Origin of the sequence: Streptomyces tailanensis, assembly GCF_008386495.1 — a bacterium.
Taxonomy (GTDB): domain Bacteria; phylum Actinomycetota; class Actinomycetes; order Streptomycetales; family Streptomycetaceae; genus Streptomyces; species Streptomyces tailanensis.
In genome coordinates this window covers 49,391-63,705 of the sequence record NZ_VTHJ01000051.1, presented here as the reverse complement: position 1 = coordinate 63,705, position 14,315 = coordinate 49,391, and the positions used below count along the sequence as shown (strand labels likewise).

Sequence of the window (14,315 nt, the reverse complement as noted above, 5' to 3'; positions counted from 1 at the left end):
CTGGAGCACTCAGGCACAACTGTTGTGAGTGAGCGCCTCGGTTGGCCATTGAGTGCGCCAGTTGGCCGCTTTGGCGCTTGGAGGTGCCGATCCAACATCGGTGGGATCGGCAGGGACTACCGTTTGACGCGGCTTCGGATCGCAAGGACCGCGAGGCCGAGAAGAACTGGCTCACCAATGCGTGCGGCCATCTCGGTGTAGGTACCGGCGGTGGTCAGCTCCTGTCCGGAGGAACGGAATACCACCGAGTTGATGACCACCCGCAGGGACTTCTCGAACCGTTCGGCCGTCAGCCGATCCCGCCATGGCCCATTGGGATTGACAGGGTCGCGTATGTCGGTGGTCAGTGTGATGCTGCGGCCGGTGAAGGTGCCGGTGCTCTGCGGTTTCGGGTTGTTTTCGGGTAGGCCCCACAGCATCATCGCGACAACGGTGGAAGCCATGGCCAGCCCAAGCCACCCCACAGCTCGGGAGGCACGCAGCCCGTAGCCGGAGAGCGCCCAGTACGCGGCAAGCAGGGCCCGCTCGCCCCAGGGGATGTCGTGGGCATGGCGGCGCATCTCCATTTCACCGTAGTAGAAATCGGCGGCGCCGGGCTCGTGCTTGGCGTCCTCGAAGGTTTTGCGCAGTTGCCTGTACAGCGGCGCTAGCGCGGCCGGTTTCAGTGCCTCTTCCCCGTCCGGCGCGGGCGTCCATCCCTCTGCGCCCACGGAGCGACTGGCACGCCAGTGGTGCTCTTCGGCAAGTGCCCTGCGCGGCGTCCACCGGGCTGGGCGCACTCCGCGCCAACGCATGCCAGAGGGGGTTGACGCCAGGAGGTAGAGACCCTCCAACCGCAATTGGTCAAGATGGATGGTCCCAGCGAACCGGCAGTCGGTGAGATCTACGTCGGCAAGCACCAGGTGGGCCGCGTCTACGCCACGCAGCGATACGACCCGCACGCGAGGATCGCCCAGTGAGCACTGTGCATCGTGAAGTCGCTGGTCACGGGGCTGGTGTGCGTGGGCATCGGGATGCTCATGCTNTGAGCACTGTGCATCGTGAAGTCGCTGGTCACGGGGCTGGTGTGCGTGGGCATCGGGATGCTCATGCTGGTCGCTGCCAGGAGACTTTGGTGAAGATCGTCGGTCATCGGGCGACTTCGCGGTTCGTGAGGACGAGCAAGGCCCGGACCAGGGCGGTCGCCCAGGCGGGGTCAGTACGTACCTTGCCGAGGACGCGCCAGTTCTTGAGGTGGGCGAAGCCGTGCTCGACGGGTGCTCGGACGGCCGCCAGTGCCGTGTTGGACAGCTTCTGGCCTCGCGTCAGGGGCCGGTTCCGGGCGGCCTTGTAGCCGGTGATCACCGTCGGGCCGGCGTTGGGGCCGCCGTCGTCGAGGCCGACGAAGCCCAGGTCGGCGATGGCTCCGAGGCCGGCTGCCCGCAGCTTGGCGGTGAGCTGGTCGTGTCGGCAAGCGGTGATCTCCGAGGTCCGTCCGGGCCGGGCCGCCGAGACCCACAGCAGCTGGCCGCGGTCGTCGGTGAGCGCGATTACGAGCAGGCCATGGCATTTGCTCTTGCCGGAGTAGTTCTTCCGGTTGTCTTTGCCGGTGCGCCGCCGGGTGCGGATCAGCGTGCCGTCCAGCAGCACCACCCCGCCACCCTTGCGGGCGATCTTTTTGAGGGCGCGGTCCAGGCGTGGGGCGCGGGCAGCCAACAGGCCGACGACTTCCCTGACCCACCGGGTCACGGTGGTGCGGTGTATCCCGTTGCCGCCGGCCAGGTCGCCCGGCCGCTGGTCACAGCGCAGTACCGCGAGCACGATGGTGGCGATCTTCCCCGCGGGCAGAGTCCGCCACCGTGACCCGATCTTCTTCAGGTGGCCGCGTATCAGGTCGGCGAGCCAGTTCAGGGTGGCACTCGACAGCGGCAGGCGGGCAGTGTAGACAAGGCCGTCAGGGCCCTCGACGGGATGGTTGTTTTTCTTCACACCAAACTCAACTGCCGCCGGGGGCCCGCCGGTTACGCTCCGTCGGCGCCCTCCTTCCCTACGCCTACGAGCGTGCGGTGAACCTGCCGTCGGGACGCTTGTGCAGCCAGCCGCGGTCGGCGAGCTTGGTCATCTTCGCCCGCAACGGTTCCAGCTTCCCGCGCACCGTCACCTCAAGGCCCAGCTCCTCGCCGACCGCCCTGACCTGCACCGGGCCGTCGGCCTCCCGCACGATCGCCAGGATCTTGCGGTAGTCGCCGGGCAGCGCGCCCTCGTCCGCCGCGTCGCTGCGGTGCGGGATGAGCAGGACTGCCCGCCCGGCCACCTTCGCCGATGGCGGAGCGACAGCCCCGGCGTCGGCCCGGGCCTGCTCGGCCAGGCGGTTCAACACCCGCTCCGCGATCGCCAGCTCGTCCCGCTCGGCCTGGACCTCCTGGAGTTGCTTGGCCAACTCCTCGGCGAGGGCGTCCAGTTCGCTCCGGCGGGCGGTGATCCACTGCCGCTCCTGCATCACCCGCGCCCTCCCGCGTTCTCACGGCGTGCCGACCTGCTGACGGATCGTAGGCGGGAGCCGGTCGTGGGCGCAGCCGAACCCGGCATCCCACCGGAGCCAGACCCGCCCGATGATCTACGCCATGGTCATCGGCCGCCGACCGGCACGAGTATCCAACTCGCCATTCACACCAGACCCGTGACCTGCGGCTTTACGATGCACACCGCTCANGGCACGAGTATCCAACTCGCCATTCACACCAGACCCGTGACCTGCGGCTTTACGATGCACACCGCTCAGTGCTGGTTCGGGTATTCCTTTGTTCCCTCGCGGCGGTAGGAATGGTCGGGCGCTGGCGGCAATGCTGACGGGAGACTCCAAGACAGCGTCACTCAGATCGACAGTCGCATAACGCAGGCGCAGCGAGGCAGTCGAGGCCCAGTGCGTCCTGTGGCAACGAACAGCGGATGAGGCGGCCTCAATAGTCAGGCTGGCCGTGAACGTGGCCATCGTGAGATCTAGCGTTCCCCGGCACACGAACGGTGTGAATGAGGCAGCTCGCTCGAAGACCGCCACGATGAACAGGGCATCGCCGTTGACCTGGACCCCGTCGAACCACGCCCGGCCGCAAAATGTTGCGCCGATGTGGACGTCGCTGTCGAACTTGGCATTGACGAACCCGGCGTCTCCGTTGAAAACGGCCCTGGTGAAGAACGCGATGCCGCCGAACACAGCACCAGTGAAGAAGGCGCCAGCCGCGAAATTTGAGTCCGCGAACACCACCTCGCCGTTGAATCTGGCGTCATAGAAGGCGGCATCACCGCTGAATTCTGCCTCCCGAAACGCAGCACCCTCTTCGAACTCTGCCTGATTGAACCAGGCCATGCCCAAGTGGGGCCGCCTGGTAGCAGGGTCCGTGAGCGCAGAGAGCAGCTCATCCAGTAGTTGCTTGCTGAATCGCGTGCCGCAGTGGCTGATGTCCGCGCCGGGCTGCAGGTCGGCTAGGTATGTGGACCGGTCGTCATCGCTCAGGTGGGCTAGACACTCGGTGTACGGCTCGACCTGTTGACCGAGGCAGCCCGCCACGTGATCGGAGGTTGCCCCCTGCCCACACGTCGGCCATGCGGGGCTTCCCGAGGTGGATGCATCGGAAGTTCTGACGGTCATGATCGGAGGGACGTGGAAGTGGGTTTGACAGGTTGCCGACATCGGTGGATTGCGTCCGGCGCCGCTTGCCGCCAGGCAGGTACCGTCACGGTGCCGACTACTGGCCTGCCTTGGCCTGCAGTTCTCGGGCGATAGCAACGTCCTGGCTCATGGCAACGACGACCTGGCGGTCCACTTCCTCCTGCTCGTGCGGCTCCCCGCACGGACAGATGCTCCACTCACCAGAGTCGACCCGTCCGACAACCCGCTGGACAAGGTCAGCAAGCTCGTCAAGTACCCCCACCGGCACCTCGACGAGTTCGCCGCCGCTCGCCGACACCGTGGCGGAGCCGAGTTCTGTCACCAGGTCCATCGCGTGAGCTGCCGCCCGGCCGTCGCGGTTGGCCGCCGCGTACTTTCCGGCCTGTGCGCCGGCCATCACCAGGCGCCCCAGAGCCATGGTGGGTACGTCCACGGTGCGCGCGTCCAGACGGACCGGACGCACAGCGTGGACAGCGGAGGCATCCTCGTTGGAGTCGTCCGCCGCAGCCGCGATCGCGTCCGCGACCATCTCCGGCGAGACCAGATGGACTGCTTCCTCGGGGTCCAGCCTGACCTTCTCTGCGGCCGTGTTGACCACGTAGGCCACCACATCTCGAACCGCTACCGGTTCGACCTCAAGGCCGCGTGTCAGTAGCACTGCCGTGGTCTGGGCCACCAGGGCCTTGAACCCCGTGCCGCTCTTGATGTCCGCCATGAGGACCAGCGTAGAGGGGCGCTTTGTTGGATTGCGACAAAGCCGTCCAAGCAAAGGGCAGTAACCATCGCGCTCCGTGCGCCGTCCCGCGAAGCTGTGATCAAACCGTCGCCCGATCACCGCTGCACCGTCGTTGCGCCAATGGCCTCCCCTTGGCCTCCCCTCGCCGTAACCGGACGAAAGCAGCTCTCACAGCCTCCGGCCCACAAGGTCAAGGACAAGCAAAAGGCCCAGGTCGACGGCTATCTGACCTGGGCCCTTGTGGAGCCGCCTTCGGGATTCGAACCCGAGACCTACGCATTACGAGTGCGTTGCTCTGGCCATCTGAGCTAAGGCGGCGCGCTGTCCGCACCATGGTGCGATCAGCAACTTCGGTAAGTCTACACAGTTTCCGGGGGTGCTCCGTACCAAGGGTCGGAGCACCCGGAGCCCTGCGAGAAGGGTGCTCGGCGGGGGTGGTGGTCAGGGCTGTGAGCAGCGCTTTCCGTTGGTGGGGGGTGTGCCGTGGAGGAGGTAGGTGTTGATCGTGGAGTCGATGCAGGTGCTGCCGCGGCCGTAGGCGGTGTGGCCGTCGCCGTCGTAGGTGAGGAGGCGGGCGGAGGAGAGCTGGGAGGCGAGGCCGCGGGCCCAGCGATAAGGGGTGGCGGGGTCGCGGGTGGTGCCGACGACGACGATCGGGGCGGCACCCTTCGCCTCGATGCGATGCGGGCCGCCCGTCGGCCTGACCGGCCAGTAGGCGCAGTTGAGAGAGGCCCAGGCGAGGGCCCGGCCGAAGACGGGCGAGGCCTTCTCGAAGGCGGGGAGGGCTTGTTCGACCTGGCCAGGGGTGGTGTAGGCGGGCGGGAGGTCGAGGCAGTTCACGGCCGCGTTGGCGTACATCAGGTTGGAGTAGCTGCCGTCGGGGGCGCGCTCGTAGTAGCTGTCCGAGAGGGCGAGCAGGCCGGCGCCGTCGTTGCGCCGGAGGGCCTCGGTGAGGGCCTGGCGCAGTTGGGGCCACGCCCCCTCGTCGTACATCGCCGCGATCACGCCCGTCGTGGCCAGGGACTCGCCGAGCTTGCGTCCACCGGCGTCACCGGCCGGGATCGGCTTCGCGTCCAGGCGCTCGAACAAGGCGCGCAGATTCTTCCGCACCTGCGCGGGCGTGCGCCCCAGAGGGCAGTCTTTCCGGCGTGCGCAGTCCTTCGCGAAGGCCTCGAACGCCGTCTCGAAACCCGCCGTCTGTTCCTGGTTGAGCCGGTCGGCGGGCAGCGACGGGTCCAGCGCACCGTCCAGGACCAGTCGCCCGACCCGTTCCGGGAACAGCCCCGCGTACGTCGCGCCGAGGAACGTCCCGTACGAGGCACCCACATACGTCAGTTTCTCGTCGCCCAGCACCGCGCGCAGGATGTCCATGTCGCGGGCCGCCTCGACCGTGGACACATGCCGCAGCAGCTTCGGCGACCGCGCCCCGCACCCCTCCGCGAACCGCTTGTACGCCGCGACCAGCCTGGTCTCCTCCCCCTGGTCGTCCGGGGTGAGGTCTGTCTGCGTGTACGTGTCCATCTGGCGCCCGGTGAGACATCGGATCGGCTCGCTGCCGGCCACGCCGCGCGGGTCGACGGCGACCATGTCGTACCGGGCGCGCACCTGGGCCGGGTATTCGATCCCCGCGTACCCTTGGACGTAGCCGACCGCCGAGCCACCCGGGCCGCCTGGGTTGACCAGCAGCGAGCCGAGCCGTTTCCCCGGCCCGGTGGCCTTCTTTCGCGAGACCGCCAGTCTGACGTCGCCCTCGGTCGGCTTCGCGTAGTCGAGGGGGGCCTTCATCGTGGCGCACTGGAAGCCCGGGATGTCGCAGTTGCGCCAGGTCAGCTTCTGCTCGTAGAACGGGGCCAGCGCCGCGGGGGTCGCTTGGGGCAGCGCGTCGAGGGCGGACGCCCCGTCCGCTGCTGTGGCTGCCGTAGCCGCCGTACTCGAACCGCCGGAGGAACAGGCCGAGACGAGCAGCGCGGCGGCGGCGAGCAACGCGCCGCCGGTGCGCAGGGACCGATTCGGCCGGGAAGTACGCCTGGTGTGCATCTGGCGAGCGTAACCACACGCGACATGACGATCACGATCGGCGACGAATGCTCCTCGTACGAGTGACACGGTCAACCGAACGCACCCGCCCTCTCGGCCGAACGCCACCCACCGTCGTCCACACCACCTCACATCACCCGGCCCGCAACGCCATCGTCATCGCCTCCACGGCCAACAACGGCGCCACATTCCGGTCCAAGGCCTCCCGGCACGCCGTGATCGCGTCGATGCGCCGCAGCGTCGACTCCGGCGTCCCGCCTCGCGCCATCCGCTCCAGGGTGTCCTGAACCTCGACGTTGGCGAGCGCGACCCGCGACCCCAGCTGCAGAGCGAGTACGTCGCGGTAGAACCCGGTGAGCTCGGTGAGCGCCAGATCCAGACTGTCCCGCTGCGACCTGGTCCGCCGCCGCTTCTGCTTGTCCTCCAGATCCTTCATCACTCCCGCCGTACCGCGCGGCATACGCCCGCCCTGCACCGCGCCCAGCGCCGCCTTCAGTTCCTCGGTCTCCTTGGTGTCGACCTCTTCCGCCAGTTGTTTGGACTCCTCGGAGGCCGCGTCCACCAGCTCCTGCGCGGCCTTCAGACACCCGCCGATGTCCCCGACCCGCAACGGCAGCTTCAGCACGGCGGCCCGCCGCTCCCGCGCCCGCGGATCGGTGGCCAGCCGCCGAGCCCGCTCGATATGCCCCTGAGTGGCCCGCGCCGCCACGGCGGCGGCCTCCGGCTCGATCCCTTCCCGCCGTACGAGCATGTCCGCCACCGCGTCCACCGAGGGTGTGAGCAGCCCGACGTGCCGACACCGCGACCGAATCGTGGGCAGCACGTCCTCCAGCGAAGGCGCGCACAGCAACCACACCGTCCGCGGAGCGGGCTCCTCGACCGCCTTCAGCACCGCGTTGGCCGACTTCTCGTTCAACCGCTCGGCGTCCTCGACGAGGATCACCTGCCACCGCCCGTTCGCCGGCGACGTGAACGACTTCCGCACCGTGTCCCGCATGTCCTCGGCGAGGATCTGCGTACCCACGGCCGCCACGGTCGTGACATCGGCGTGCGTCCCCACCAACGCCGTATGACACCCGTCACAGAACCCGCACCCCGGGCTACCGCCGAGCGCCCGGTCCGGGCTCACACACTGCAACGCCGCCGCGAACGCCCGCGCCGCCGTCGTCCGCCCCGCGCCCGGCGGCCCCGTGAACAGCCACGCATGCGTCATCTTCGACGCCTCGGGAGGCTCCCCTCCGGTCTCGGCCGCGGTGACGATGGCATCCGCGTCGCGAGCCGCCGCGTTCAACTGCGCACTCAGCCGCTCCTGCCCCACCAGGTCGTCCCACACGCCCATGCCCCACCGCCCTCAGTCCCACGTCACCACTCCGAGCCCCATTGTGCGCGACCCCACTGACAACGAACGGCACGGTTGACATGGACGAGCTCCACCACCGGCAGCCACTGGGCACCCGGCGGCTGGGGCTGGGCGGGGGTGGGCTGCGCTACTCGGCGCTACTACGAGGTGCCGCTGCGCCCACCCTCCCCCATCGCCCCAGCGGCACAACGGCCCGCAGCTACGTAAGACGGCGGCCCCGGCGGCTCAGCCCCGGCGCCGCCCCCAGCCGCGCCGCCCCTCACCCGCATCGTCGTCCCCATGCGGTCCCAGCAGTTCATCCGCCAGCGTCGGCAGATCGTCCAGCGGCGTCTCCTCGGCCCAGTCGGACCGCTGCCGACGCCGAGGAGCCCCCTCCGCGTCGACCTGAGGCATCTCCCGAGTCCGATCCTCCGCCCCATCAGGCCGCGGCTCCGGCCCCGCCTCCGGCCGCTCGTCCCGGAAGTACCCCGGCGGCACCCGATCGTCCCGTACAGGAGGAAGCACAGCGGTCTCGTCAGCCGCTCCCGGAGGCACAGGCGGCAACACCGCGGTCTCCTCCTCCGCCCCCGCAGGCGGCGCCGGCGGCCGCGGCAACTTCGCCGTGGTCTCCGAATCCGCCCCCTCTGCCCCACCCGGCCGCACCGGCGGCAACACAGCGGTCTCATCCACCGGCCCACCGGACGCGTTCGTCGGCCTCACCACCGGCGTAGGCACAGTCACCTGCTCATCAGCCCCGCGGGCCTCGCCAGCCCCACCGGCCCCCGAAGCCCGCTCAGCCTCAGCCGCCCGTTCAGCCGCAGCCACCCTCTCGGCCTCAACCGAAGCCGCCGCCGCAGCGTCCCGCTCAGCCTGAGCCTCCCTCGCAGCCCGAGCCACCCGCTCAGCCTCAGCCACCCGCTCAGCCTCAGCCTCAGCGGCCCGCTCAGCCGCAACCCTCCGAGCCTCCTCGGCCCGAAGCAACGCCTCCTCGGCCTTCCGCTGCTTCTCGAGGCGCAGCGCCTCCGCCTCCTCCCTCAGCCGCTGCTCCTCCGCGGCCTGCTGACGGCGACGCTCCTCCTCGACCCGCCGCCGCTCTTCCTCCTCGGCCCGGGCCTTCTCCTCCGCGAGGAGCCGCGCCTGCTCCTCCTCGGCACGACGACGGGCCTCCTCCGCCCGCAGCCGGGCCTCCTCGGCCTGCCGCTCCGCCTCGCGCCGCTGAGCCTCCTCAAGCTCGCGCCGCTTGCGCTCCTCTTCCTCGGCACGGAGCCGCGCGAGCTCCTCCTGGCGCTCACGCTCCAGCCGCTCTTCCTCGGCCTTGCGCGCGGCCTCTTCCTCGGCCTTCCGCCGCGCTTCCTCCTCGGCCTTGCGCCGCGCCTCCTCCTGCGCCTTCACCTCGGCCTCGGACAGCGGCAGCATCACATCCAGCCGAGCCCGGACAACGGTCGTCACGGCCTCCGGATCCTGCCCGGCGTCCACGACCAGATACCGCCCGGCATCCGCCGCCGCCAGGGTCAGGAATCCGGCCCGCACCCGCTCATGGAACTCGGCCGGCTCCGACTCCAACCGATCCGGCGCCTCGGTGAACCGCTCCCTCGCGGTCTCCGGCGACACATCCAGCAGCACCGTCAGATGTGGCACGAGCCCATCGGTGGCCCACCGCGAGATCCGAGCGATCTCCGTGGGCGAAAGATCCCGCCCGGCCCCTTGATAGGCAACAGACGAATCGATGTACCGATCCGAAACAACAACAGCGCCCCGCTCCAAAGCAGGCCGCACCACGGTGTCCACATGCTCGGCACGGTCAGCCGCGTAGAGCAGCGCCTCGGCCCGATGCGACAACCCGGCACTCGAGACGTCCAGCAGAATCGACCGCAGCCGCTTCCCCACCGGAGTCGCTCCCGGCTCCCGCGTGACCACGACCTCGTGCCCCTTGGCCCGGATCCACTCGGCGAGCGCCTCGACCTGGGTGGACTTCCCGGCACCGTCACCGCCCTCCACGGCGATGAAGAACCCGGACGTGGCCGGTGCCTGCACCGGATCGTCCCCGCCCAGCAGCGCGTCCCGCAGGTCATGACGCAGCGGCACCCCGGACCGGTCGTCGACCTTGGCGAGCACCAGCGCGGCCACCGGCAGCAGCAACGCCCCCACCAGCATCAACGTGAACGCCGCGCCTCCGTGCGCGAACACGAACTTGCCGCTTTCCAGCCGATGCGGCCCGATCAGGGCGGCGAAGAGCGGTGCTACCAGAACCGCCAACGCCACGAACACCCGTACGACAGCCTGGAGGTGCTCCGTGGTCCGGGCCCGCCGGAAGTCCTCGGCCTCCTGGTCGAGCAGCGTGTGCCCGGTGTTCGCGGCGATGCCCGCGCCCACACCCGCCAGCCCGAAGATCAGCACCACGCTGGTGACATCCGGAACGAGCCCGGCGGCGAGCAGCGCGACCCCCGTGAAGGCGATCGCCAGCGCGAGCAGCCGACGCCGCGACAGCGAGGGCAGAACAGCCGACGCTCGACGGATCCCGAGAACGACCCCACCGGTCAGCGCGGCGACGAGCAGCCCGTACGTCACCGGCCCGCCGCCCAGGTCCTTGGCGTGCAGCACGGCGACGGCGACAGCGGCGGCGACCGCACCGGCGACAGCCCCGCACGCCGGCACCAGGATCGGAATCGCACCCGTACGACCCTTGTCGACACCGGTACCGGTCTTGGGCCGACGCAACCCCTCCAGCGGCGACCGCGCGCGCGGTGTACGCGTCTTGGGCAGTTCGAGGAGGGTCACCACGGACAGGGAGGCGGCGAAGAACCCGGCGGCGACGTACGACGCGAGCGCCGCCTGATGCTGACCGAACCAGTCGATGCCCGCGCCCAGCAGATTGTTCAGCAGCGACGCGACGACGAGCACGGCGGCCGCGAGGGGCACCGCCACGAATCCGGTACGCAGGGACAGACGCCGCAGCGCGTCCATGTGGTCCGGCAGCGGACGTACGGTCGCGCCCTCCAGCGGCGGCGCGGGCAACAGCGCTGGCGCCGCGCTCTCCCGGCAGACCGTCCAGAACCGCTCGGCGACCCCGGTCACGAACACGGTCACCAGCAGCACCGCGAGCGCGTTCTCCGGCATCCAGTCGATCCACAGCGGCGCCACGATCAGCAGCAGCACCCGCAGCCCGTCGGCACCGACCATGGTCCAGCGCCGGTCGAGCGGCCCCTCCTGGGACGTCAGCGAGGTGAGCGGCCCGAGGAGTACGGCGCCGAAGAGCAGCGTCGCGAGCACCCGCGTACCGAACACGGCCGCCACGGTGAGGGCGACGCCCCGGTACCCACCACCGAAGGACCCCTCGGCGATCGCCGTCTGAAAAGTAAGAAGAACCAGCACGAACAGCGCGAGGACATCCCCGACACCGCCCACGAGCTGTGCGCTCCACAGCCGTTTGAGCTGCGGCTGACGCAATAGCGCCCGTACCGCACGCTCCCTGGAGTCGGCGGCCAGGGCGTCATCGGGGGCCGGAGTCTGGGCCATCGGCTGCTCGCCTCGCATCATGCTTTCAGCCTATCGGCACGCACCGACACACCGAACCGACGCCCAAACGCACACACAACACGCAGGTTGAGCGAAGCCGAGGTGAAGATTCAGGCCAAGGTCAGTGGCAGCCGCCCTGTAGGGGCGCGGGGAACTGCGCGACCAGCCGAAAACAACCCGCAGCCGCCAACAACCCGCACCCCTCGAGCTACTAGGCGTCCGGCACAGCCTTCTTAGCAGCCACCTTCTTGGCCGGCGCCGCCTTCTTCGCCGCAGCAGTCTTCGAAGTCGCCGTCTTCTTCGCGGCAACCTTTTTAGCCGGCGCCGCCTTCTTCGTCGCCGTCTTCTTCACCGGAGCCTTCTTCGCGGTCTTCTTGGCCGGCGCCTTCGCCCGCTTTTCCGCGAGCAGCTCGAACCCACGCTCCGGCGTGATCGTCTCCACGCTGTCCCCGGACCGCAGCGTCGCATTGGTCTCGCCGTCGGTGACGTACGGCCCGAAGCGCCCGTCCTTCACCACGACCGGCTTCCCGCTGACCGGGTCGGCGCCCAGTTCCTTGAGCGGCGGCTTGGCCGCGGCCCGCCCCCGCTGCTTGGGCTGGGAGTAGATCTCCAGCGCCTCTTCGAGGGTGATCGTGAAGAGCTGGTCCTCGGACTGCAGCGAACGCGAGTCCGTGCCCTTCTTCAGATACGGCCCGTACCGCCCGTTCTGCGCGGTGATCTCCTGCCCCTCGGCGTCCGCGCCGACGACCCGCGGCAGCGACATCAGCTTGAGGGCGTCCTCGAGCGTCACCGTGTCCAGGGACATCGACTTGAACAGCGAGGCCGTACGCGGCTTGACCGCGTTCTTGCCGGTCTTCGGCGTGCCCTCGGGCAGGATCTCCGTGACGTACGGCCCGTAGCGCCCGTCCTTGGCGACGATCTGGTTGCCGGTGACCGGGTCGGCGCCCAGCTCGAAGTCACCGCTCGGCTTCGCCAGCAGCTCCTCCGCCAGCTCGACGGACAGCTCGTCCGGCGCGAGGTCGTCCTGGACGTCCGCGCGCTGGTGCTGCTCGGTGTCCTTCTCGCCGCGCTCGATGTAGGGGCCGTAGCGCCCGACGCGCAGCACGATGTCGTTGCCGACGGGGAACGACGAGACCTCGCGCGCGTCGATCGCGCCCAGGTCGGTCACCAGCTCCTTCAGACCACCGAGGTGGTCCCCGTCACCGTTGCCCGCCTCAGCGGCGGTCCCGTTGGCACCGGTGCTTTCACCGAAGTAGAACCGCCGCAGCCACGGCACCGCCTGGGCCTCGCCGCGTGCGATGCGGTCGAGGTCGTCCTCCATCTTGGCGGTGAAGTCGTAATCGACGAGCCGCCCGAAGTGCTTCTCCAGCAGGTTGACCACGGCGAAGCTCAGGAAGGACGGCACCAGAGCGGTGCCCTTCTTGAACACATAGCCGCGGTCGAGGATCGTCCCGATGATCGACGCGTACGTCGACGGACGGCCGATCTCCCGCTCCTCCAGCTCCTTGACCAGCGACGCCTCGGTGTAGCGGGCGGGCGGCTTCGTGGCGTGCCCGTCGACGGTGATTTCCTCGGCGGAGAGCGCGTCACCCTCGTTGACCTGCGGCAACCGGCGCTCGCGGTCGTCCAGCTCGGCGTTCGGGTCGTCGGCGCCCTCGACGTAGGCCTTGAGGAAGCCGTGGAAGGTGATCGTCTTGCCGGAGGCGCTGAACTCGGCGTCCCGGCCGTCGGCGGCCGTGCCACCGATCTTCACCGTGACGGAGTTACCCGTCGCGTCCTTCATCTGGGAGGCGACGGTCCGCTTCCAGATCAGCTCGTAGAGCTTGAACTGGTCGCCGGTCAGGCCGGTCTCGGCGGGCGTACGGAAACGGTCACCCGACGGGCGGATCGCCTCGTGCGCCTCCTGCGCGTTCTTGACCTTCCCGGCGTACGTACGCGGCTGCGCCGGCAGATAGTCGGCGCCGTACAGCTGCGTGACCTGGGCGCGGGCGGCGGCCACGGCGGTGTCGCTGAGCGTCGTGGAGTCCGTACGCATATAGGTGATGAAGCCGTTCTCGTACAGCTTCTGCGCCACCTGCATCGTCGCCTTGGCCCCGAAGCCCAGCTTGCGCGAGGCCTCCTGCTGGAGCGTCGTCGTACGGAACGGGGCGTACGGCGAGCGGCGGTACGGCTTGGACTCGACGGACCGGACGGAGAAGCGCGTGTTCTCCAGCGCGGCGGCCAGCGCGCGGGCGTCTCCCTCGTCCAGGTGCAGGACGTTCGCGCCCTTGAGCTGCCCGAGCGAGTCGAAGTCACGGCCCTGGGCGACGCGGCGGCCGTCGACGGACTGCAGGCGCGCGACCAGGGACGACGGGTCGGAGGCGTCACCGGCGCGGCCGGTCGCGAAGGTACCGGTCAGGTCCCAGTACTCGGCGGAACGGAACGCGATCCGCTCGCGCTCCCGCTCCACCACGAGCCGGGTCGCGACGGACTGGACACGGCCCGCCGACAGCCGCGGCATGACCTTCTTCCACAGGACCGGCGAGACCTCGTAGCCGTAGAGGCGGTCAAGGATGCGGCGGGTCTCCTGGGCGTCGACCAGCTTCTGGTTCAGCTCGCGCGGGTTGGCGACGGCGGCCTGGATCGCGGCCTTGGTGATCTCGTGGAAGACCATCCGCTTGACCGGGACCTTGGGCTTGAGGACCTCCTGGAGGTGCCAGGCGATGGCCTCGCCCTCGCGGTCCTCATCGGTGGCGAGGAAGAGCTCGTCGGACTCCTTCAGCAGGTCCTTGAGCTTCTTGACCTGCGCCCTCTTGTCGGCGTTGACCACATAGACGGGCTGGAAGTCGTGCTCGACGTCCACGCCGAGGCGGCGCACCTCGCCGGTGTACTGCTCGGGCACCTCCGCGGCGCCGTTGGGAAGGTCGCGGATGTGCCCCACGCTCGCCTCGACGATGTAGCCGGGGCCGAGATAGCCCTTGATCGTCTTCGCCTTGGCAGGCGACTCGACGATGACGAGTCGGCGGCCGCCCTTCGCGGTCTCGCTGGTCGGGGACAAC

At 69.4% G+C, this 14,315-nt stretch carries 9 protein-coding genes and 1 tRNA gene; all 10 read right to left on the bottom strand.

The window, feature by feature from the left end:
* Positions 1-116 precede the first annotated feature (116 nt).
* The 10 genes from F3T56_RS33130 to topA all read right to left on the bottom strand — a co-directional run bounded on the left by F3T56_RS33130 (position 117) and on the right by topA (position 14,314).
* A complete protein-coding gene (locus F3T56_RS33130) occupies positions 117-710 on the bottom strand; it encodes a hypothetical protein (RefSeq protein ID WP_342787015.1) in 594 nt (197 codons plus the stop codon).
* Between the two features lie 418 nt (positions 711-1,128).
* On the bottom strand, positions 1,129-1,968 hold the full coding sequence (locus tag F3T56_RS33125) for a transposase family protein (protein ID WP_149829039.1): 840 nt from the start codon (positions 1,966-1,968) through the stop codon (positions 1,129-1,131).
* Positions 1,969-2,032: 64 nt separating this feature from the next.
* Positions 2,033-2,479 (bottom strand): hypothetical protein, encoded by a 447-nt coding sequence (locus F3T56_RS33120; protein ID WP_149829038.1) that lies wholly within the window; start codon positions 2,477-2,479, stop codon positions 2,033-2,035.
* Between the two features lie 117 nt (positions 2,480-2,596).
* Complete coding sequence (locus F3T56_RS33115) at positions 2,597-3,346, bottom strand: pentapeptide repeat-containing protein (RefSeq protein ID WP_425473691.1); 750 nt, start codon at positions 3,344-3,346, stop codon at positions 2,597-2,599.
* Positions 3,347-3,725: 379 nt separating this feature from the next.
* The gene (locus tag F3T56_RS33110; protein WP_149829036.1) at positions 3,726-4,364 is read right to left on the bottom strand and encodes a hypothetical protein; all 639 of its coding nucleotides are present in this window, start codon (positions 4,362-4,364) and stop codon (positions 3,726-3,728) included.
* Between the two features lie 262 nt (positions 4,365-4,626).
* A tRNA-Thr gene (locus F3T56_RS33105) sits at positions 4,627-4,703 on the bottom strand.
* A 123-nt stretch (positions 4,704-4,826) separates the two neighbouring features.
* Entirely contained in the window at positions 4,827-6,422 is a 1,596-nt protein-coding gene (locus F3T56_RS33100) for an alpha/beta hydrolase (RefSeq protein WP_149829035.1), read from the bottom strand.
* A gap of 133 nt (positions 6,423-6,555) precedes the next feature.
* A complete protein-coding gene (locus F3T56_RS33095; protein ID WP_149829034.1) occupies positions 6,556-7,761 on the bottom strand; it encodes a DNA polymerase III subunit delta' in 1,206 nt (401 codons plus the stop codon).
* A gap of 246 nt (positions 7,762-8,007) precedes the next feature.
* Positions 8,008-11,298 carry a dTMP kinase gene (tmk, locus tag F3T56_RS33090; protein WP_149829033.1) on the bottom strand — a complete coding sequence of 1,097 codons (3,291 nt, stop codon included), beginning with the start codon at positions 11,296-11,298 and terminating at the stop codon, positions 8,008-8,010.
* A gap of 190 nt (positions 11,299-11,488) precedes the next feature.
* Positions 11,489-14,314: a type I DNA topoisomerase gene (topA, locus tag F3T56_RS33085; RefSeq protein WP_149829032.1), complete on the bottom strand. Its 2,826-nt coding sequence runs from the start codon at positions 14,312-14,314 to the stop codon at positions 11,489-11,491.
* Between the last annotated feature and the right edge of the window lies 1 nt (position 14,315).